This is a genomic window from Flavobacterium bomense (genome assembly GCF_003970355.1).
In genome coordinates this window covers 130,425-153,236 of record NZ_RYDJ01000005.1, presented here as the reverse complement: position 1 = coordinate 153,236, position 22,812 = coordinate 130,425, and the positions used below count along the sequence as shown (strand labels likewise).

Sequence of the window (22,812 nt, the reverse complement as noted above, 5' to 3'; positions counted from 1 at the left end):
TTAAACCATTAAGAAATTTAGAAAAATTAAGGCTTAAAAAGTTTAGCGCTAAAATTTTTGATTCAAATCTTAGCGCAAGGGTAATAAAACTTAATTTCTTAATGGTTTAAAATGAAGAATGATTGAATTCAAAATATTTTATAAAAACCCAAAAACGTTAAACGTTAAACTTCAAACTCATAATTTGCTCCATTTCCTGTTGCATTTTCAACGCTTCGGTTCTTGCTTTATCGGCAAAATCAGTTCCGTTTGAAGCATAAATAATCGCTCTGGAAGAATTGATTAGTAATCCAACATTCGCATTCATTCCGTATTTACAAACTTCAGCCAGACTTCCGCCTTGTGCTCCTACTCCGGGAACAAGCAAGAAACTGTCAGGAACAATTTTGCGAATTTCAGTGAAATATTCAGCTTTTGTTGCACCTACAACATACATCAGGTTTTCGCTGTTTTTCCAGTTTTTAGATATTTCCAAAACTTGTTTATACAATTCTTTTCCGTTTAAGTTTAAAGTCTGAAAATCAAAAGCACCTTCGTTAGAAGTCAAAGCCAACATAATCGTATGTTTACTTTTGAAAGCCAGAAAAGGCTCCACTGAATCTTTTCCCATATAAGGAGCAACGGTAATACTGTCAAAATTCAAATCTTCAAAAAAAGCTTTGGCATACATGGCAGACGTATTGCCTATATCACCGCGTTTGGCATCGGCAATAGTAAAAATATCCGGATACGTTGAGTTGATGTAATTAATTGTTTTTTGTAGAGACGTCCATCCTTTCAAACCATACGCTTCATAAAAAGCAACATTTGGTTTATAAGCCACAGCCAAATCATGCGTTGCATCGATTATCGCTTTATTGAATTCGAAAATGGGATCTTCCAATTCTAATAGATGCTGTGGAATTTTAGTCAAATCGACATCGAGTCCTACTGCTAGGAATGATTTTTTTTGTTGAATTTGGTCAATAAGTTGTTGTGTAGTCATTTTTTAGGTGGTGGGTTCTTAGATGTTGGGTGTTGGTTTTAAACCTTGGAATCAACATACTTTTTTAAGGATTGAATTCTTTTTTGAATTATGTTAAGCTCGGAAATAATTTCTAAGTGTAAAAACACATCCACAAAACCTATCTCTTTAGCTATTTCAATTTGAGTCTCTAATTCAAAGGCCGAACCTAAACTTATCTGTAAAAATCTAGAAAAATCCTTTTGAGAAGTTCTGGAACAACCTTCCGCTATGTTCGAAGGAATTGAAACTGCACATCTATTGATTTGAGAAACCAGTCCAAATTTTTCTTCTTTGGGAAACGAACCAGTAATAATATAAATTTTTTTAACAAGTAAAACAGAACTTTGCCAAACTTCTAAATCCCTAAAGTTTCTCATATATTTTAGTTTTACAAAAACCTATAACCTACTAAGACCTAAAACCCGGCGCCCAAAACCTATTTAAAAAACCTCGCTGGCTTCTTTCAGTTTTTCCATGTTGTTGACTAACGCCAACTCATCTACAATTTTCTGAATATCACCATTCATGATATTTCCCAAATCGTACAACGTCAAACCTACACGGTGATCCGTTACACGACCTTGTGCATAATTATAGGTACGAATTTTTGCAGAACGGTCACCAGAACTTACCTGAGACGTACGCGTTGTAGCATCTTCCGCTTGTTTTTTGGCTAATTCCTGTTCGTACAAACGGGAACGCAAAACGCCAAAAGCTTTATCTTTATTCTTGTGTTGTGATTTCTGATCCTGACATTGCGCCACCAATCCAGTTGGAATGTGTGTCAAACGAACCGCTGATTTAGTTGTATTTACCGATTGTCCACCAGGTCCTGACGAACAGAAGAAATCCACACGCACATCATTCATATCAATTTGCACATCAAATTCCTCTGCTTCCGGCAATACCATAACAGTCGCCGCTGATGTGTGAACACGTCCTTGTGTTTCCGTTTGCGGTACCCGTTGTACACGGTGAACACCCGCTTCAAACTTCAAGGTTCCGTAAACATCCTCACCGGTAACTTCAAAAATCACCTCTTTGAAACCACCCGAAGTTCCCTCATTCATATCGACCACCGAAGTTCTCCAACCTCTGTTCTCACAATATTTCGTGTACATACGAAACAAATCCCCGGCAAAAATACTCGCTTCATCCCCACCTGTTCCGGCACGAATCTCCACCATAACATTTTTAGCATCTTCGGGATCTTTAGGAATCAACATAAACTTGATTTCATCCTCCAGTTCCGGCAATCTTTCCTTAGCTTCGTCCAGTTGCATTTTGGCCATTTCGGTCATATCCGCATCACTGTTATCGGCAATTATTTCGTTTGCTTCGTCGATGTTTGCCATCAAAACAACATATTCATCGCGTTTTTCAGCCAAAGCTTTTAAACTTTTGTACTCTTGATTCAATTGCACATAACGCTTCTGATCCATAATAACATCCGGCTGAATAATCAAATCCGAAATCTCATCGAAACGTTGTTTTACTATTTGAAGTCTATCTAACATTTTCTTAGTCCTTTATTTCTTCTCGTTTATATTTTGCCCAAGGGCAGAAGTAACCTCTTATGACGATTTTTTATTTTAATCAAAATCATCTTTCGGTTTAGACCGCAAAAATACGAAAAAGTATTGCAGTTTGCAAGGTTCGTTTTTTGCTATTTCAGTAACTACTTGTCATTCCGAGGTACGAGGAATCTCCTAACGGGAATAACCAATGTGATTCCTTTTACCAAGATTTATTTTTTTGCCATTTCAATAACTACTTGTCATTCCGAGGCACGAGGAATCTCATAATACAAATAGCCAATGTGATTCTTAATTATCTTATTGATATAACACGATAATCTAGAGATAATTCAACTATCGAAACATTTTCCCCGATCGCTCAGATATCCACAATCGTTAGCGCAGAATTGCATTCTGTGCCCACAAACGAGGGCAGGAAAAAACAAGTCAGAAAGCTATGTCAGTAAAACGATATTAGCTTTTTTTTAATGTTTAACACCCGATCGCTCGGATATCCACAATCGTTAGCGCAGTTTTGCAAACTGTGCCCAGAACGATGAGCAAATAAAATAATAGACTAACTAGATGCGATTGCTTCGTTCCTCGCAATGACTTAACCCTCCCCGTTCATAACTCCACAAAATTTCTTCTTAATACCAACTTCTAAATTCTTAATTTGCGGACCCGATTGCTCAGATATCCACAGTCGTTAGCGCAGAATTGCATTCTGTGCCCACAAACGAGGACAGGTAAAACAAGTCAAAAGAGCTAATCCATAAAACGATATTAGCTTTTTTTTTAATTTTTAAAGCTGATTTAGAAGTAATTTTGTAAATTAGTTTGGGTGTCAATTGGAGTGGGCACAGAATGCAATTCTGCGCTAACAGTAAATGAGAATATATGAAGTAATCTACGGCATTTTCTCTTTCGTTATTATGAAAATGAGACGTAATCAATAGCCCTGATAGAAGCGGCATCCCACGCTTTTTAGCGTGGATACAGCGGACAGCAGGAAGATGGGTTCTTGAAAAAACGCCATTCGTACTGCTCCTAATAAACAGCACGTCCTAACCGTTCATAACTCCACAAAATTTCTTTTTAATACCAATTTGTAAATTCCTAATTTGCACCCTCAAAATAAGTAGCAAAAATGAAGGTCTGTATTACCGATCGCTCGAATATCCACAATCGTTAGCGCAGAATTGTATTCTGTGCCCATAACGATAAGCAAATAAATAATAGACCAACTGAATGGGATTGCTTCGTTCCTCGCAATGAATCACATACCAGTTCATAACTCCATAAAATTTATTTTTAATACCAATTTCTAAATTCCTACTTTGCACCCTTAAATCAGTAGGAAAAAATGAAGGTCTGTATTGCCGAAAAACCAAGTGTCGCCCGCGAAATCGCATCCGTTTTGGGAGCCAATACCAAGCATGACGGATATTATGAAGGCAATGGTTATCAGGTCACCTACACTTTTGGGCATTTATGTACCTTAAAAGAACCGAACGATTACAAGCCCCATTGGAAAAGTTGGGATTTGAACAATCTGCCCATGCTTCCCGACAAATTCGAAACCAAAGTGGTCGAGAATTCGGGGATCCAAAAGCAATTCCGAATCATAAAAAGCCTTTTCGACAAAGCCGAGTTGGTCATTAACTGCGGGGATGCCGGGCAAGAGGGTGAACTTATTCAGCGTTGGGTGATGAACGAAGCCAATTATAAAGGCGAGGTGCAACGCTTGTGGATTTCTTCCCTAACCACCGAAGCCATCAAAGAGGGTTTCCAGAACTTGAAACCATCTGCCTACTATGATAATTTATACTATGCAGGATTTTCCAGAGCCATTGGCGACTGGTTACTGGGCATGAATGCCACGCGTTTGTACACCGTAAAACATGGCGGATACAAACAAGTTTTGTCTATTGGCAGGGTACAAACCCCAACATTGGCAATGGTTGTGGACCGATTCAAGGAAATCGAGAATTTCAAACCGCAACCGTATTGGGAGTTGCAAACTTTATACAGAGAAACTCTTTTCAGCTATGAAGAAGGACGCTTTTTGAAAAAAGAAGATGGCGAACTCTTGGCCAATAAAGTCAAGGAAAGTGAGTTTGAAATAGTTTCTGTCGAAAAAAAGAATGGCAATGAGTTTGCCCCAAAACTATTTGATTTAACAGGATTACAGGTGTATTGCAATACCAAATTTGGTTTTACGGCAGATGAAACGCTCAAAATTGTCCAAACTTTGTACGAACAAAAAGTGGTCACATATCCCAGAGTTGATACGACGTTTTTGCCCAATGATGTTTATCCAAAAGTGGCTGGGATTCTGAAAAACTTGACAAATTATGCTGCGTTGACGCAACCGCTTTTGGAAATAAAGATAAAAAAATCGCCCAAAGTTTTCAACGATAAAAAAGTTACGGATCACCATGCGATTATTCCAACGGGGATTCAATCCAACTTGCAATACAATCAGCAGCAAGTATATGACATAATTACCAAGCGATTTATAGCCGTGTTTTATGACGATTGTTTGGTTGCCAATACAACCGTTATTGGGAAAGCAGCAGATGTAGCCTTCAAAACGACAGGAAAAGAAATCCTTAAAAAGGGATTTCGCGTAGTCTTTGAAGATCCAAACGCCAAAGAAAAAGAAGCCGATATTTTACCGAGTTTTGTTGTAGGTGAAAAAGGGCCACATGAACCCTCGTTTTTAGAAAAGGAAACCAAACCACCGAATCAGTTTACCGAAGCTACTTTATTGCGCGCTATGGAAACTGCAGGTAAGCAAGTAGACGACGAGGATTTACGCGAATTGATGAAAGAAAACGGTATTGGGCGTCCCTCCACGCGAGCCAATATTATTGAAACGCTGTTTAAACGCCAATACATCATTAGGAACAAAAAACAGGTATTGCCAACACCTACGGGAATTCAGCTTATTGACACCATTCAAAATGATTTGATTAAATCAGCTGAACTCACCGGCTCTTGGGAAAAGCAGTTGAAAGATATTGAAAAAGGAACTTTTACCGCTGCTGCGTTTATTAAGAACATGAAAAACATGGTAGAAGCTTTGGTCTATGAAGTGCGAAGTGAAACCAGACGTGCCAATATCTCGCATGCGGGAAGCATTCAAAAAGAAGTTGTTAAAGTCGAGAAAAAGAAAGCCGCAGGGATTTTGGCGGAAGCCTGTCCAAAATGCAGAAAAGGAACACTTATCAAAGGAAAATCTTCATTTGGATGTACCAATTATAAAGCAGGTTGCACGTTCCTATTGCCTTACACTTTTGCAGAGAAAAAAATATCCGAGAACCAATACTTGCGATTACTACAAAAAGGATCTACTGTAAACTTGAAAGATTTTAAAACTGATATCGGCACTCTGGAAGGTTTGCTTCGTTTTGACGAAAATTTCCAACTTCAATTAGAAGCCAAGAAAGCTTTAAAAAAAGTCATTCCGGACGAATTAGCCTGTCCGAAATGCAAGAAAGGAACGGTGCTAAAAGGAAAAATGGCTTATGGCTGCAGCGATTATAAATCAGGCTGTGATTTCAAAGTGCCTTTTGATGTGGTCAGAGCAAAACTGAAAGATCAAAAACCAACTAAAGAATTGGTTTATATTATTTTGAATGAAAGTGATTAAATTTTGTTTTAACCATATAAGTAGCAAGAAAGATATATTGTCGCAATTATTAAAAAGAGTTTTTGCCACAGATTGTAAGGATTAAAAAGATTTTTAAAATTACATAACGAATTAATCTGTGCTAATCTGTGAAATCTGTGGCAAAGAAATTTAGTGCTTTATTAAAATACGACATTAAATTTTAGTCATTACTTAAGTTATATAAGAAAACCCGTTGGGTGCAATTATTCAAAACGTCAGTTCGAGTGTTTTTTGTGTAGTAAAATGGAACAAACTTCTCGATACGCTTCGCACTCGAAGTGACGTGTATCGAGAACCGTTTTTAATACTAATTTTCTAGTTCTCGATATAATCCCGCCCAAAAGCGGGATCACTCGAACTGACGAAAATTATCATCAAAAATTAATTGCACCCAACGGGTTAAGAAAGTTAGTTTATTTGTCACATTGGCTGAAGAGAATGTAAATTAAAACATTCTTTATGAACTATGCGACTTTCCTTAAATGAACTGTTTTTTTCCTTTATTCTATTCAAATTAAAAACTTATATGACTTATATGGTGAACCTGTGATTCCAAAACTAAAAAAGCGACGTTATTCTATTTTTTCTTAATTTAGCAGTTCAAAATAACACCAAATATTTACACCAATGTTTCAAAAAACAACTCTTATATTACTTTTGTTAACCATTTTTTCCTGCAAAGAATCGGATGCAAATGAATTAGAAAAAATGAAAGCCGCCAATTGGATTTTAGGAAATTGGGAAAATAAGTCCGTTGATGGAAATCTTTCTGAAACTTGGAAAAAAGTAAACGACAGTACTTTTGAAGCGCAATCCTATTTTATCAAAGAAAAAGACACTTTGCATTTTGAATCTATTATTTTGCAACAAAAAGGAGAAGAATTAACGTATTCAACTATGGTAAAAGGACAAAACGAGGATAAAGCAGTCGCATTCAAGTTGACAACGACAACTGAGAAACAACTGGTTTTTGAAAACCCGAAACATGATTATCCTCAAAAAATTATTTATAGTCAAATCAATCCAGACAGTATGGTGACAAAAATTTCAGGAATCCAGCAAGGAAAACCCAGTTCCGAACAATATTCAATGAAAAAAATCAACTAAAATTTTAACATTTTAGTTCCAATCAAAACCTTGCTCGAAATAAGCAAGGTTTTTTTATGCCGTTAAAAAACTGTTTTGCAGTGGAATAAAAATTAATTTTAAATATTATCTATAATTAGTCTAAATAAGTTTTGTTAAGAACAAAAGCACTCTTATATTTGCAACTTATTTTTAATTAATCTAAATAAATGAAAAAGATACCTGCCTTTTACCTGTTCGTTTTGCTTTTTGGAATAACGGTTACTGCTCAAGAAAAGAAAGAGCAAGAAAAAGATACCTTAAAAACATTGAAAGAAGTGATTATAAACACCAACAAATACAGGTATAAAAGAGAAAAAAGCACCACAGTCTCTAAAATGCCTTTGAATAATATTGAAAATCCACAGGTGTACAATACCGTTACCAGCGAGTTAATGAAAGAACAAGTGGTTACTAACTTTAGTGATGCGCTAAAAAATGCAACTGGAATCACGCGTCTTTGGGAATCAACCGGGCGTGGCGGCGATGGTGCTGAATATTTTTCCATGAGAGGTTTTTCAGTTCAGCCAACAATGATCAACGGGCTTCCCGGAATCAACAATGGAAGTATTGATCCGGCCAACGTGGACAATATTGAAGTGATCAAAGGACCTTCAGGAACATTATTTGGCAGTAGTTTGATTTCATACGGAGGTTTAATAAATATTGTAACTAAAAAACCTTATTCAAGATTTGGTGGAGAAATCAGTTATAATGCCGGATCGTATGGTATGGATCGTCTTACTGCAGATGTAAATATCCCACTAAACACAGATGTTTCCGTACGAATAAATACAGCCTACCAAAAAGAAAATTCGTTTCAGGATGCCGGTTTTGGCAAATCCTTTTTCTTTGCGCCTTCCTTGAGTTATAAAGTTAGTGATAAACTTTCGTTCTTGATCAATACTGAATTTACAAACCGAAATTCATCAAATGCCCCGATGCTTTTCTTGAACAGAAATTCCGCTCTATCATTTGATTCGATGGAATTATTCGAAAAAAACTATAATAAATCATTCACTTCAAACGAGCTGTCCATCAGCAATCCTACTTATAATTTACAGGCTCAAATGTTTTATAAAATATCGGATCAGTGGACTTCACAAACGGTATTATCCAGAAGCAACAGTAAAACAAATGGGTATTATTCCTATTTATTTGATGCATCAAACGGAAATGATTTTACACGATTCATTTCTAAAAGAAACGGAGAAACTTTAGCAACGGATATTCAACAAAATTTTATTGGAGACTTTAAAATTGGAAACTTAAGAAACCGATTGGTTGCTGGTGTCGATTATTATAAATCAAATATTATAAACGGGAGTACCGGTTGGGTTGGAAACGGAATTGTCTCCCTAATCGATGGATCAGATACCGGAGATTTGACCCAAGCGGGAGTTGATAATCTTTTAGTAGATTCGTTTGACGGAAATTCAACTGCTGAAGTTGAGGTTATTAGTGCGTACGCCTCAGATGTGTTGAATGTTACCGATAAATTATCGGCAATGATCAGTTTGCGCGTCGATCATTTCAAATCGAAAACAGCGACCGAAGAAAACAGCCAAGCAGCCGTTTCTCCAAAATTCGGTCTGGTTTATATGTTGATTAAAGATAAAGTTTCGGTTTTTTCAAATTATATGAATGGCTTTGTAAATGTAACGCCACGAGAAGTTTCTGAAGTGGATGGTTCTAATACAAGAATGGAATCTTTTGATCCGGAGCAAGCTAATCAATATGAATTTGGATTAAAAACAAACTTATACAAAGACATCATTTCGGCATCGATTAGCTACTACAACATTGATGTAAAAAACCGATTAATGACGGATCCAAACAATATTAACAACGCAATTCAGGGCGGTGAAGTCAACAGTAAAGGAGTTGAAATCAGTTTTACGGCAAACCCAATGAAAGGATTTAATGTGATTGCTGGATTCAGTAATAACAAAAGTGAAGTTACAAAAGACAATCCCGGTGATGGATATTTAGGATTAAGACCTGAAGAAGCCGGACCAGAAACGCTAGTAAATTTTTGGGCAAATTACACGTTGACTTCCGGGAAATTAAAAGGATTCGGTCTAGGATTTGGCGGAAACCACGCCAGTGAATATAAAACGTTGAACAGAGCGAATATCGGAACATTTGCCTTACCAAGTTATACCATATTAAATTCGGCTTTGTCGTATTCGAATGATAAATTCAATTTAGCTTTAAAATTAAATAACATATTAAACGAAAAATATTATTCAGGCTGGTCTACTGTAACTCCACAGCGATTAAGAAGTGTAACTGCCGGTTTGACATATAAATTTTAAGATTCCTAATTCGTTTTGTCTAACTAAACTCCTCTTTTCCTGGAGAAGTTTAATCCATTTATAATGAAAAATAACACCTTAAAAAAAGCAATCCTAAAAATCCATCTTTGGCTTGGCTTATCCTCAGGCATACTTGTTTTCATAATTGCCATCACGGGAAGTTTGTATGCCTTTCAGGAAGAAATACAAGATTACACCGATGAGTACAGGTTTGTTACAAAACAGGAAAAACCATTTCTATTACCTACGCAATTGGAAGAAATTGCCCGAAAAGAAATTCCAAACAAAGTGTTACATGCCATAAAATACAATGGTTCTGTCAAATCAGTGGAAGCTATATTTTTCCATTACGAACCTTCCTATCATTATATTGTGTACCTCAATCCGTATACAGGTGAAGTCCTTGAAAAAACCAATATGGAAGATGGGTTTTTTAACTTTATTCTTGACGGTCATTTTTATCTTTGGCTGCCTCATGAAATTGGACAAACCGTTACGGCATCGGCAACTTTAGTGTTTTTGATTCTGCTGATTACGGGAATGATTCTTTGGTATCCAAAAAATAAAAATGCTGCCAAACAACGTTTTTGGTTTAAATGGAAAAAAGGATTAAAATGGAAACGCAAAAACTATGACTTGCATAATATTACTGGCTTATACGTGCTTATAATTGCCCTTATTTTTGCAATTACGGGTTTAGTCTGGGGTTTCCAATGGTTTGGTTATTCTTATTATACGGTTCTTGGTGGAGAAAAATCATTGGTTTATGAAGATCCAATTTCGACTATAAAAACAAAAAAAGTAGATAAACCGCTGGATCAAATTTGGACTTTGATGCAAAAAGAATATCCAAAAGCAAAATCTATAGAAGTGCATCCACCGGAAAGTGCCAGTTCTTCTATTGCTGCAAATGCAAATCCTGAGGAAGGCACGTATTGGAAAATAGACTACCGTTATTTTGACCAATACAACCTAGAAGAACAAAAAGTCGATCACCTTTACGGAAGGTATAAAGAAGCTAAAATTGCCGACAAACTACTGCTCTTGAATTACGACATTCATACGGGTGCCGTTTTTGGAATAGCCGGAAAAATATTTGCCTTTTTAATCAGTTTACTTATTGCGAGTCTTCCTATAACCGGATGCTATATTTGGTGGGGAAGAAACCGAAAATCAAATGTTAAAATTTAACATTTCACGCTAAAATTAAAAATCCTTGTCTAAAAGCAAGGATTTTTTTTATTTAAAAAACTGTATTACAATACATTAAAAAACATTTAAATTATTATCCATATTTAATCTAAATAGTTTTGTTAAATCAAATTCAGATTCTATATTTGCATCGTTATTTTTAATTATTCCAAATAAAGATTCATGAGAAACATTTTAATACCCGCTTTAGTTTTGTTATTCAGTCTAAGCGGCTTTGCACAAGAAACAGCACACATAATTGAAAATTTCTAAATCTTTTGGTACAAGCGGCAGTCTTGTAGTAGAGGATATTTTAGCAAGAACAACATAACATACAGCCAATTTGAGTTTTTTTTTGCAGATTGTCAAATATTACAAATGTTTTGAATTATACCGTACATGAAAATTACAGTGTAAACCCAACAGCACCTCGTCAAGTGATGACCAGCTTAAAATATAAATTCTAATTAAACCTTTTACCAAATAAAAAGTCTGATTCATAATTCAAAACCTAAAATTCAAACCCATGATGAAAATAAAAGCAAGAAATTTACACCGTGATTTAGGGTATTTCTATATCGGATTAATTGTTTCTTTTGCCCTCTCAGGACTTATGATGAACCACAGAGAATACTGGCATCCGGAAAAATACACTACCGAAACCAAGGCTATCCAAGTAAAAGTTTTTGCTGAAAATGAAATTAATGAAAAATTTGCTGAAGATTTAGGCAAACAATTGGGCATCGATGATAAAATGAGACGTCAAATGGTAAAAAAAGGAACCTTTAAAATTTCTTTTGAAAAGCACGATGTCGAAATTGACCTGAAAACTGGAAAAGGAGAAATTGTTTCCTTCTCTAAAACGCCAATTATCAGCCAAACGATGAAATTGCATAAAAACACCTCTAATTTTTGGATTTATTATTCTGATATTTTTGCGATCAGCTTAATCATTATTGCCTTAACAGGAACGGTTATGATTAAAGCCGGAAAATTCAGTTGGAAAAACAGGGGTTGGAAACTGGCCGTTGCCGGAATTATATTTCCGTTATTATTCTTGTTTTTATTTGGCTAAATTTCTGCTTCAATCCTGCTAAACTAAGTTGACACAAAAAAAAACCCGACCCATATTGAAAATGGGTCGGGTTTATATATTTTGTCTAAGTCTATTTTAAACCCGCCAAACTGTGCTCGATAGTTTCCATTTTTGCCAGAGCATCTGCTTCTTTTTGTCTTTCGTTGGCTAAAACTTTCTCCGGTGCACCAGCCACAAATTTCTCGTTGGCTAGTTTATTTTGTACTGATTTCAAGAAACCTTGCGTATAGACTAACTCCGCCGTCAGTTTAGCAATTTCAGCTTGTACGTCAATATTTCCGGTGATTGGGATGAAATATTCATTCGATTTGACACGGAAAGACAAGGCGCCATCCACTTTATCCAAAACATATTCTAAGGAAGTCAAGTTTCCTAATTTAGTCACCACCGAATCAAAATAATCCGAAGTATTGTCATTATTGACAATTTTAAATTCAATCGCATCTTTAAACGGAATATTCTTGTCTTTACGGATCGTACGAATTCCGGAAATAACCTCCATTGTGTTTTCAAAATCAGCAATTAAACGGGAATCAAACGGTTTTATTTCTGGCCAAGTCGAAACGATTAATGCTTCATCTGTAATTCTTTCGGCAAGAATTTGCCAAATTTCCTCTGTCAGGAACGGCATAAACGGATGCAATAATTTTAAATTATTTTCAAGCATTGCTATGGCTTTCGCCAAAGTAACGCTGTCGATTGGCTGTTGGTACGCCGGTTTTATCATTTCCAGAAACCAAGAGCAGAAATCATCCCAAACCAGTTTGTAAATTCCCATTAAAGCTTCGGAAATTCTGTATTTTTCGAAATTATCTTCGATTTCTAGAAGTGTTTGTTGCAACTTGGCTTCATACCACTCGATTGCTACTTTTGAAGATTCCGGTTGTGGAATCGTTTCCGAAACTTCCCAACCTTTGATCAATTTAAAGGCATTCCAAATTTTATTGGTGAATGCTTTTCCTTGGTTGCACAATTCTTCGTCAAACATAATGTCATTTCCGGCAGAAGCGCTCAAAAGCAATCCAACCCGAACACCATCGGCACCAAATTTTTCTATTAAGTCTAAAGGATCCGGTGAATTCCCTAATGATTTAGACATTTTACGTCTTTGTTTGTCACGAACTAAACCAGTCAAATAAACATTTGTAAAAGGTTTTTTTCCTGTGTACTCATATCCTGCAATAATCATTCTCGCTACCCAGAAAAACAAAATATCCGGACCAGTTACTAAATCATTGGTTGGATAATAGTATTTAAAGTCTTCACTTTCTGGATTCATTATACCTCCAAAAACGGACATTGGCCATAGCCAAGACGAGAACCAAGTGTCAAGAGCGTCAACATCTTGCTTTAAATCTTTTGTTTCAAGTTTAAGGTTTAAAGTTTTCTCTCTCGCTAACTTTAGAGCGTCTTCAATATTTTCAGCGACCACGAAATCCTCTTTTCCGTCGCCATAGAAATAGGCCGGAATTTGTTGTCCCCACCACAATTGACGCGAAATATTCCAATCGCGAATGTTGTTTAGCCAATGGGCGTACGTATTGTTAAAACGTGCTGGATGCAATTTAATTTCGCCATCAACCAATACGGATTGAATTGCCGGTTTTACCAAATCTTCCATTTTCAAGAACCATTGGTCTGATAAACGAGGCTCGATAACTGCTTTGGTTCTTTCCGAAGTACCTACTTTATTTAAGTGTGTTTCTGTTTTTGCTAAAGCACCTATAGTCCCTAGTTCTTTTGCAATTTCTTCACGAACCACAAAACGATCTTTCCCTTGGTAATGCAAACCAAAACTATTCATCGTTGCATCTTCGTTGAAAATATCAATAATCTCCAAATTATGCTTTTCTCCCAATGCCTTGTCATTCATATCGTGAGCCGGAGTCACTTTCAAACAACCGGTACCAAATTCGATATCAACATAATCGTCTTCGATAATCGGAATCACTCTTCCGCAAATAGGCACAATCGCTTTTTTGCCTTTCAAATGAGCAAAACGTTCGTCATTTGGATTAATACAAATGGCGCTATCTCCAAAAATAGTTTCCGGACGCGTGGTTGCTATTGTCAGAAATTCCTCCCCAAAACTCTCCGAAGGAGGGGAGTTAAAAGTTTCAGCTCCCTCTCCTTCGGAGAGGGCTGGGGTGAGGATTTTATATTGTATATAATATAATTTTCCCTGTTGTTCTTCAAAAATCACTTCTTCATCAGACAAAGTCGTTTTGGCTTCCGGATCCCAGTTGACCATTCGATACCCACGGTAAATCAAACCTTTGTTGTATAAATCTACAAAAGAACGAATCACAGATGCCGACATGTCAGGATCCATGGTGAATTTTGTTCGATCCCAATCACATGAACAGCCCAATTGTTTGAGTTGTTCCAGAATTACACCGCCATATTTATCCGTCCATTCCCAGGCATGCGCCAAAAATTCTTCACGTGTTAAATCATTTTTATGGATTCCTTCAGCTTTTAATTTGGCTACCACCTTAGCTTCTGTAGCTATTGAGGCATGATCCGTTCCCGGAACCCAGCACGCATTGAACCCTTTAAGACGCGCTCTTCTTATTAATACATCTTGAATAGTATTGTTCAACATGTGTCCCATGTGTAAAACTCCAGTCACATTAGGCGGTGGAATTACGATAGTATATGGTGTTCTATGATCCGGCTCTGAGTGAAAATAATTGTTTTTCATCCAGTAGTCATACCACTTATTCTCAATAGTTTTAGCGTCAAATTGTGCAGGAATAATCATTTTATTGTGGGTCATTTAATCGTTAAATTCAATTGTTTGTTGGTTCCGTTAAACCAATAACCAGATCAACAAATACCCTTGTAGACTTTGGTCTGATATTTGTAATTCTGATAGGGCACAAAAGTAAATAATTAAGTAGACTATAAAAAGGGAAATAAAAATTTGTGCGTTAATTAAAACAAAGTATATTTACTTTAATGAATTTAAAAAAATGAAAATGAAAAAAATACTAATTTTATTTGCATTCACATTAATTAGCACCGTAGGATTTGCTCAAAATGGCCCTAAAATTGAATTTGCTGCAAAAGACAATACAATCGATTATGGGAGGGTTACCAAAAATGATAATGGAACCCGTAATTTTATTTTTACGAACACTGGAAATGCGCCATTACTTATTACAAATGTACTTTCTACTTGTGGGTGCACCATTCCAACAAAACCAACCGAGCCAATTATGCCAGGAAAAACAGGAAAAATATCCATAAAATACAATATGGCTCCCGGACCAATTAGAAAAACAATAACTGTTGAATCGAATGCCGTGAATTACGATTCCGGGAGAGTCGCTTTAAAAATAAAAGGGGAAGTAGTTGCAAATTAAATCACGCAATTGTGATTTATTTAAAACAAGGAGATACCCTGTTTCCTCAGACTTTCGCGTTAAGGAGCCAATGGACAAAAACACTATTCCTCTAAATCCAATGTGTCCTATTTGATTTTTACCCGACCTACTTGATGGATTTAAATTCCATGTGTACACATCAATACGCTTCCTGAAACCCTCTGGAGGCGTTTTTTGTTAGAGAAAATCCTGTAACTGAAATCTAAATTTCAGAATCTGACTGTTTCTTTCCACTTCCAATGTTATCCATTTTTCCTCCTCAGATCTAAAGAGAGAATTAACTTTTTGCAACGAATATCTATAAGCAGGAGCGTTATTGATTAAAATAATAATATCGCCTTTTTGTACTCCTGAATTTGCTGCAGGCGAATTATTTCTAACATTTGCAATCTCATAAATAGGCTTTAATTGGAATTTATATTTAAAGTCATTGAGTACTTTAGTTTCGCCTGACTCATTATATTTTGGTAACAAAGGGACGGTTTCCATCCGAACAGTTTCCTGAACCCACTGTAATCCGTTGTGCTGGATCTCTACTCCGCTTTTATTGTATGCAAAAGGATCGTTGTAAAGACTATTTTTTTTTACATACATTTCTTTTTTAGGGTAATTAAAAATAACGGTAAATCTTTTCATAATCTCTCCTCCTACTGATCCCATCCGATCAGGAACCATAGTAACATTCCTAATTGAAGTAGAGTCCGGGAAAGCTACTATTGGATTATTAAATACAAACTGATTCCTTGCGAATTTTTGAATTCTGGCTCTTTTTCCTTCAACATCACCACTAAATCCTCTGCCCAAAAAATCAGCAAAATTTTTCGGGGGAACTTTAAGAAATTCGGAGCGATCCTGAAACAACCATATTGCATCACTATTTCCTATATCAATCAGCAACTTGACCACCAGTTCCTTATTATTCAACAACACCGTACCTTTTAAATACGGCTTTGATTTCTCGATAGCGACAGGAATAGTTTTGAACTTTCTAACTATTTTTTTTCTATTTTTAGCGGTATCGCTATAGACTATAACTCTCTTTTTAGAGTAATTAATTTCAACCAGATTATTTCTAAAAAACTGAAATCCTATAATTCCGTTTACAGGAATCCCAATATGAGAGGATAAATTAAAATCCTGATTCAAAACAATATAAACCATATGATCCGCATACAACATGCTGCCGAATTGCAATATATTATTGGTCGATTTCAATCCCTCGACCGCCTCTTGACTCCCTAATCCTCTTAATAGTACTTTTTCAGCGTTAAAAAAACGAACTTCTTTTTTTTCTTCCAAACTAAATAATATGGTCTCTTCTACACCGGAATCCAATAAAAAATTCAATTCTACTCCATTCACTTTTATAGGCAGAAGCACTAAATTATTGATCAACTTGAAAGGCACACTAATTTTGTCTCCGTTTTTTTCAAACTGAAATCCTTGCTGCGCCAAAACACTGAATATTGAGAAGATTAAAAAAAATAAATTTAGCGTTCTTTTCATTGTGCTAGCTTTCTATAAAAATACTAAAAATATAAAACAAAACCGTATTTTATATGATATATCCGGGCATAAATTGTGATAAATTCGAAAAAAAAATCGCAAATTTGCAATTCAATAATTTAAGACTATGCCAACAATATCAAATAAAGGCAAACAAATGCCTGAATCACCAATACGAAAATTGGTTCCCTACTCTGAAATAGCGAAAAATAAAGGCCATAAAGTATACCATTTAAACATTGGTCAACCCGATATCAGAACTCCTGAAGTTGCTATGAATGCGGTTAAAAATATAGATTTAACTATTTTAGAATACAGCCATTCCGCCGGGAATGAAAGCTATAGAAAAAAATTAGCTGCCTATTATACAAATCAAGGAATTCCTGTACATATTGAAGATATTATAATCTCCACCGGAGGATCTGAAGCCTTGATGTTTGCTATAGGCAGCACGATGGATCATGGTGATGAGATCATTATTCCGGAACCATTTTATGCAAATTATAATGGATTTTCAACCGCATCAGGAGTTTCTGTAGTTCCAGTAATCTCGAGTATTGAAACCGGCTTTGCATTACCGGCCGTAGCTGATTTTGAAAAGCTGATTACGCCAAAAACAAAAGCGATCCTGATTTGTAATCCAGGAAATCCAACAGGTTATTTATATTCAAAAGAAGAAATCATGCAACTGGCTGCCTTAGTCAAAAAACATGATTTATTTCTAATTTCTGATGAAGTATATCGTGAATTTACTTATGATGGTGATGTCCATTATTCAGTAATGAATGTTCCCGGGCTTGAAGAACATGCAATCATGATTGATTCTGTTTCAAAAAGATACAGCATGTGCGGTGCCAGAATAGGATGCATTGTTTCTAAAAACAAGGAACTGATGGCTACTGCAATGAAATTTGCACAAGCAAGATTAAGTCCACCAACGATTGAACAGATTGCAAGCGAAGCTGCTCTTGACACTCCACAAAGTTATTTTGACGAAGTAATTTCAGAATATAGAGAACGCAGAGACACTTTGATTGAAGAATTAAATAAAATAGATGGTGTTATTGTAAGCAAACCAAAAGGGGCTTTTTATTGTATTGCGCAACTACCAGTTGCTAATGCCGATGCTTTTGCGCAATGGCTATTAGAAAGTTATGACCTAAATGGAGAAACAGTAATGGTAGCGCCAGCAGCCGGTTTTTACTCTACTACGGGAATGGGATTAAATCAGGTTCGAATTGCTTATGTTTTAAAGAAAGAAGATTTAATTAGCGCAGTACGAATCCTGAAAGCAGCGATTCCTGTTTATAATGCGACACTAACGAAAGTATAATCAAACACATTTTGGTAGACATCCCCTTTAGGGAACCGGAACTATTTTATAAAAGGCAGTAACGAGTTCGTTATTGCCTTTTCTTTTTAGATCCAAAAAAGAGAGTATAACGGGCGGCTGAACCGATAAAGTAGTCTTAAATAGTAGGAGCGATAGAAATTTTTTAATTTTTATTATTTACCTTTACCCCTTAAATATTTACACCAACAATAATAGTTGCTTTTAATGATAAAAAACGAAGAATTTCAAGACGAAATAGGAGAAAACCATATTAGTTTATCCGCAAAAAATCCAGTACGAGATGATGCTTTTGTCATTTCTGATGAGGAAAAAATTGAAAAAATAAAAAAGGACGTAGAGAGCATTCTAATCACACTTGGAATGGACTTGACCGATGATAGTTTAAAAGGCACGCCCAATCGTGTTGCCAAAATGTTTGTAAAGGAAATTTTTGGCGGTTTAAATCCTGCTAAAAAACCAAAAGCATCTACATTTGACAATAATTACAAGTACGGTGAAATGTTAGTTGAAAAAAATATCATCGTATATTCTACCTGTGAACATCATTTATTACCAATTATAGGAAGAGCGCATGTGGCTTATATTTCAAACGGCAGAGTTATTGGTTTGTCTAAAATGAACCGTATCGTAGAATATTATGCTAAAAGACCTCAGGTTCAGGAGCGCTTAACCATGCAAATTGTTCAGGAATTACAAATCGCATTAGGTACAGAAGATGTAGCCTGTGTAATCGATGCCAAGCACCTTTGTGTAAATTCAAGAGGAATCAGTGATATTGAAAGTAGTACCGTAACCTCTGAATTTGGCGGAAAATTTAAAGATAGTGTCACTCGCAGAGAGTTTTTAGATTACATTAAATTAGAAACTAAGTTCTAGTCCTCTCCCCGACCCTCTGCAAAGGAGAGGGAGCCCAGCTTGGTAAGATCAGAACAAGATTACAACAATTATTAATAACGCATTCACGTCTCAACTCCCTTCCCTTTGGGAGGGCTGGGGTGGGGAAAACAATAATCTACAATGCCATTATACAATAGCCAAAATCTAAAAATATACAATTCTCTTTCAGGAGAAAAAGAAATTTTCAAACCTATTCATGAAGGAAATGTAGGAATGTATGTTTGTGGACCTACAGTTTACAGCAATGTACATCTTGGAAATGTGCGTACCTTTATGTCTTTTGACGTGATTTTTAGGTATTTTTTGCATTTAGAATACAAAGTACGCTATGTTAGAAACATTACGGATGTGGGGCATATTGTGGACGATGTGGATGAAGGTGAGGATAAAATTGCCAAAAAAGCACGTCTGGAACAACTCGAACCAATGGAAGTAGTGCAACGCTATACGGTTGATTTTCATGAAATTCTGAATGCTTTTAACTTTTTGTCACCAAGTATCGAACCTACTGCAACGGGACATATTATTGAGCAAATTGAAATTATCAAAACCATAATTGAAAAAGGAATTGGTTATGAAGCCAATGGCTCTGTTTATTTTGATGTGGTAAAATTTAATGAAACCAATCATTACGGCAGATTAAGTGGCCGAAACATTGAGGATATGCTAGCCAATACCCGCGATCTTGACGGGCAAAGTGACAAGAGAAATCCACAGGATTTTGCGCTTTGGAAAAAAGCGGAAACTCAACATATTATGCGTTGGCCTTCGCCGTGGAGTGATGGATTTCCTGGATGGCATTTAGAATGTACTGCAATGAGCACTAAATACTTAGGCAATCATTTTGACATTCACGGTGGCGGAATGGATTTAAAGTTCCCGCATCATGAGTGTGAAATTGCACAAAACGAAGCCTGTACCGGTCAAACTCCGGTTAATTATTGGCTCCACGCCAATATGTTGACTTTGAACGGAAAAAAAATGGCAAAATCTACGGGAAATAATATTTTGCCAAGAGAAATATTGACTGGAGAAAACACCGTTTTAAGTAAAGCTTTTTCAGCATCAGTAGCACGATTTTTTATGCTCCAGGCGCATTACAGAAGTATTCTTGATTTTTCTGATGATGCCATTGTTGCTGCCGAAAAAGGATACAAACGATTGATGGAAGCGATGAATTCGTTGAAAGAAATCACTGTTCACACAAAAAGCACCGTTGACATTCCGGCTTGGAAGCAAACCTGTTATGATGCAATGAATGACGATTTTAACACGCCAATTTTGATTGCGCAGTTGTTTGAAGGTGTACGTTTTATCAATTTATTAAAGGATGAAAAAGAGACCTTGAATGCGGAAGATTTAAACCATTTTGCAAAAACAATGCATACATTTGTGTTTGACGTATTAGGATTAGAAGACGAAAAAGTCTCGGACAGCAATAACGATAAGTTAGAAGGAACGGTCAATATGCTTATTGAAATGAGAAAACAAGCTCGCGACAATAAGAATTTTGCACTTTCTGACCAAATAAGGGATCAATTAATTGTATTAGGAATTCAGTTAAAAGATGGTAAAGAAGGAACTTCGTTTAGTATCTAGTTCGCTAAATACCGAAATCGATTACAACTGAAAAATAATTTTGAATAACAACAGAGAAGTTTTAATTTTAAAATCATGTTATCAAAAATCATCATTTACCCATTTTTACTATTGGTTCGTTTCTATCAAGTGGCCATTTCACCCTTTACACCTGCGGCTTGTAGATTTGAACCCACGTGCTCCTCGTATATGATTGAAGCTTTACAAACCCACGGTTTGTTTTATGGCGGGTTTTTAGGTATAAAACGTGTTTTTAGTTGCCATCCTTGGGGAAAAACCGGCTATGATCCGGTTCCCAAAAAATCATGTACGCATAAAGATTCTCTTTTTTAATACGAATTTTACATTTAATCTCTATTTTTACGTCAAACATATAAAATACAATACATGACACACGCTTTAAACATCGTTTGGAATCCATCAGAAGGAATTGATTTAGGCTTTTTTATCATTCGTTATTACAGTTTAATGTTTGTAATTGCTTTTGGATTAGGCTGGTATATTATGAAAAATATCTTTGATCGTGAAGGGGAATCAATAGAAAAATTAGATTCGTTATTTATCTGGACTGTATTAGCGACCTTACTTGGTGCACGTTTGGGTCACGTTTTCTTTTACGATTGGGAGTATTATCGCAATCATTTATTGGAAATTTTTATGCCAATACGAGAAAATCCAAACGAAACGATTTTATACATTATAAAAGGATGGGAATTCACAGGTTTTCAAGGTTTAGCAAGTCATGGTGCTGCCATATCAATAATTATTGCTATGTATTTTTACAGTAAAAATATATTGAAAAAACCCCAGTTATGGATTTTGGACCGGGTGGTTATTCCTGTTGCAAGCGGTGCTATTTTCGTCAGATTGGGTAACTTTTTTAATTCGGAGATTATTGGTCATAAAACGACTTCTGACTTTGGAATAAAATTCTTGAAAGACCATTTTAGTGCTATGGACGCGGTCAATGCGACTCAAATACCCAATCCTCAAGCTGCGTACTCAGCCATTGCGAACGACCCTAAATTTGTCTCTTTACTGGAACAAGTTCCGGTAAGACATCCTACTCAATTGTACGAGGCATTCTGTTATATTTTTGTTTTTGCAGTCTTATTTTTCCTGTATTGGAAAACCGAAAAAAGAAGGTATACCGGATTTATATTTGGTATGTTCCTGGTTCTTTTATTTACAGTCCGTTTTATAGTAGAATCTGTTAAGGAAAGTCAAGGCGGTTTTGAAAGTGCTTTAGGTTTATTTTCAACCGGACAATGGCTTAGTATCCCCTTTATTCTTATAGGACTGTATTTTATTCTTACGTCAGAAAAAGAAATAACAAACTAAATAACAATACATTACAACAAAAAAAAGCGTTAGCTGCATCTTAGTAGCTAACGCTTTCTTTATAACGAAAAGGAGATCCCAAAGTCAATGTTTTTAGTCGTATATCCCGCATTGGTTTTCTGTAATCCCCCATTAGACACATGACGAATATTTGGTCTTACATCTAAAGTCACACCCTTAAACCTAAAAGTAAATCCTACCGCTAAAACATCTGAAAAGGCAAAACCTTTGGATAGTCGTTCCGTTTCTGTATCTGTAATCATTGGACCTATGCTCCCTAAAACATAAATACTCGCCGATTTAAAGACTGGTTTTCGCACTAAAAAGCCAAGATTAAGAACGTATTCTTTTACATCTTTTAGCTTTGTATAGCGCTCCCGTTTTGCAATATAATCCGGATAATCAGGCTCCACAAAATAAATATTTAGGAGTTGATGGCTTGCAAAATTAATTTCTGGCTGAAGCACTAGTGCGTATTTAAAATTCTTCGTTTGTTTTACAACATAATAAAATTGCACCTTATAAGACTGATTTGTAAAGGTATAATTTCTGTTTTTAAATTCATTTCCTATTCCATACGAAAAACCCAAATCAACTTTACTTGCCTTTTCTTGGGCATAAAATGGAATTGTACAAAGGACTAAAACTAAAATAACTAATACTTTCATCCGCATAACTACTAGTATTTTCGTTTATCTGATTATACAGTTTTCAAAAAAGGAATTAAAATTATGTTTGGAGTTACAAATAAAAAAAGAGATTCAACTTACGCTGAATCTCTTTTTTTGATTGAT

Annotated in this window: 17 protein-coding genes; 11 read left to right on the top strand and 6 right to left on the bottom strand. The window is 35.8% G+C overall.

Translation table 11 applies throughout. The features are described 5' to 3' along the window. Positions 1 to 157 precede the first annotated feature (157 nt). The 3 genes from pyrF to prfA form a co-directional block, all read right to left on the bottom strand. Positions 158 to 985, bottom strand: a complete 828-nt coding sequence (pyrF, locus tag EKL98_RS06740) for an orotidine-5'-phosphate decarboxylase (RefSeq protein ID WP_126561866.1) — start codon at positions 983 to 985, stop codon at positions 158 to 160. A gap of 38 nt (positions 986 to 1,023) precedes the next feature. Continuing rightward, positions 1,024 to 1,383, bottom strand: coding sequence for a four helix bundle protein (locus EKL98_RS06735; RefSeq protein ID WP_126460991.1), 360 nt, complete (start codon positions 1,381 to 1,383; stop codon positions 1,024 to 1,026). 63 nt (positions 1,384 to 1,446) lie between these two features. After that, positions 1,447 to 2,523 (bottom strand): peptide chain release factor 1, encoded by a 1,077-nt coding sequence (gene prfA / locus EKL98_RS06730; RefSeq protein ID WP_126460993.1) that lies wholly within the window; start codon positions 2,521 to 2,523, stop codon positions 1,447 to 1,449. 1,366 nt (positions 2,524 to 3,889) lie between these two features. Between prfA and EKL98_RS06725 the strand changes: the two genes are divergently transcribed. The 5 genes from EKL98_RS06725 (at position 3,890) to EKL98_RS06705 (ending at position 11,911) form a co-directional block, all read left to right on the top strand. Continuing rightward, on the top strand, positions 3,890 to 6,181 hold the full coding sequence (locus tag EKL98_RS06725) for a DNA topoisomerase 3 (RefSeq protein ID WP_126561865.1): 2,292 nt from the start codon (positions 3,890 to 3,892) through the stop codon (positions 6,179 to 6,181). 648 nt (positions 6,182 to 6,829) lie between these two features. Continuing rightward, positions 6,830 to 7,309, top strand: a complete 480-nt coding sequence (locus tag EKL98_RS06720; protein ID WP_126561864.1) for a DUF6265 family protein — start codon at positions 6,830 to 6,832, stop codon at positions 7,307 to 7,309. 188 nt (positions 7,310 to 7,497) lie between these two features. Next, positions 7,498 to 9,645 carry a TonB-dependent siderophore receptor gene (locus EKL98_RS06715; RefSeq protein WP_126561863.1) on the top strand — a complete coding sequence of 716 codons (2,148 nt, stop codon included), beginning with the start codon at positions 7,498 to 7,500 and terminating at the stop codon, positions 9,643 to 9,645. 63 nt (positions 9,646 to 9,708) lie between these two features. Beyond that, positions 9,709 to 10,836, top strand: coding sequence for a PepSY-associated TM helix domain-containing protein (locus EKL98_RS06710; RefSeq protein WP_126561862.1), 1,128 nt, complete (start codon positions 9,709 to 9,711; stop codon positions 10,834 to 10,836). Between the two features lie 526 nt (positions 10,837 to 11,362). Further along, positions 11,363 to 11,911, top strand: a complete 549-nt coding sequence (locus tag EKL98_RS06705; RefSeq protein WP_126555588.1) for a PepSY-associated TM helix domain-containing protein — start codon at positions 11,363 to 11,365, stop codon at positions 11,909 to 11,911. Between the two features lie 91 nt (positions 11,912 to 12,002). On the opposite strand, the gene EKL98_RS06700 is transcribed toward EKL98_RS06705, so the two are convergent. Further along, entirely contained in the window at positions 12,003 to 14,696 is a 2,694-nt protein-coding gene (locus EKL98_RS06700; protein ID WP_126561890.1) for a valine--tRNA ligase, read from the bottom strand. Between the two features lie 217 nt (positions 14,697 to 14,913). Between EKL98_RS06700 and EKL98_RS06695 the strand changes: the two genes are divergently transcribed. Then, complete coding sequence (locus EKL98_RS06695; RefSeq protein WP_126461017.1) at positions 14,914 to 15,300, top strand: DUF1573 domain-containing protein; 387 nt, start codon at positions 14,914 to 14,916, stop codon at positions 15,298 to 15,300. A gap of 198 nt (positions 15,301 to 15,498) precedes the next feature. On the opposite strand, the gene EKL98_RS06690 is transcribed toward EKL98_RS06695, so the two are convergent. Further along, complete coding sequence (locus EKL98_RS06690; protein WP_126561861.1) at positions 15,499 to 16,827, bottom strand: PDZ domain-containing protein; 1,329 nt, start codon at positions 16,825 to 16,827, stop codon at positions 15,499 to 15,501. A gap of 127 nt (positions 16,828 to 16,954) precedes the next feature. On the opposite strand from EKL98_RS06690, the gene EKL98_RS06685 reads away from it, so the two are divergent. The 5 genes from EKL98_RS06685 to lgt all read left to right on the top strand — a co-directional run bounded on the left by EKL98_RS06685 (position 16,955) and on the right by lgt (position 22,018). Beyond that, positions 16,955 to 18,160, top strand: coding sequence for a pyridoxal phosphate-dependent aminotransferase (locus tag EKL98_RS06685; RefSeq protein WP_126461023.1), 1,206 nt, complete (start codon positions 16,955 to 16,957; stop codon positions 18,158 to 18,160). Between the two features lie 225 nt (positions 18,161 to 18,385). After that, a complete protein-coding gene (folE, locus tag EKL98_RS06680) occupies positions 18,386 to 19,057 on the top strand; it encodes a GTP cyclohydrolase I FolE (protein WP_126461026.1) in 672 nt (223 codons plus the stop codon). 141 nt (positions 19,058 to 19,198) lie between these two features. Then, positions 19,199 to 20,677 carry a cysteine--tRNA ligase gene (gene cysS / locus EKL98_RS06675; RefSeq protein ID WP_126561860.1) on the top strand — a complete coding sequence of 493 codons (1,479 nt, stop codon included), beginning with the start codon at positions 19,199 to 19,201 and terminating at the stop codon, positions 20,675 to 20,677. Between the two features lie 75 nt (positions 20,678 to 20,752). Next, positions 20,753 to 21,010: a membrane protein insertion efficiency factor YidD gene (gene yidD / locus EKL98_RS06670; RefSeq protein WP_126461032.1), complete on the top strand. Its 258-nt coding sequence runs from the start codon at positions 20,753 to 20,755 to the stop codon at positions 21,008 to 21,010. Positions 21,011 to 21,064: 54 nt separating this feature from the next. Next, a complete protein-coding gene (lgt, locus tag EKL98_RS06665; RefSeq protein ID WP_126454092.1) occupies positions 21,065 to 22,018 on the top strand; it encodes a prolipoprotein diacylglyceryl transferase in 954 nt (317 codons plus the stop codon). 59 nt (positions 22,019 to 22,077) lie between these two features. On the opposite strand, the gene EKL98_RS06660 is transcribed toward lgt, so the two are convergent. Then, a complete protein-coding gene (locus tag EKL98_RS06660) occupies positions 22,078 to 22,686 on the bottom strand; it encodes an acyloxyacyl hydrolase (RefSeq protein WP_233589376.1) in 609 nt (202 codons plus the stop codon). Positions 22,687 to 22,812: the final 126 nt, after the last annotated feature.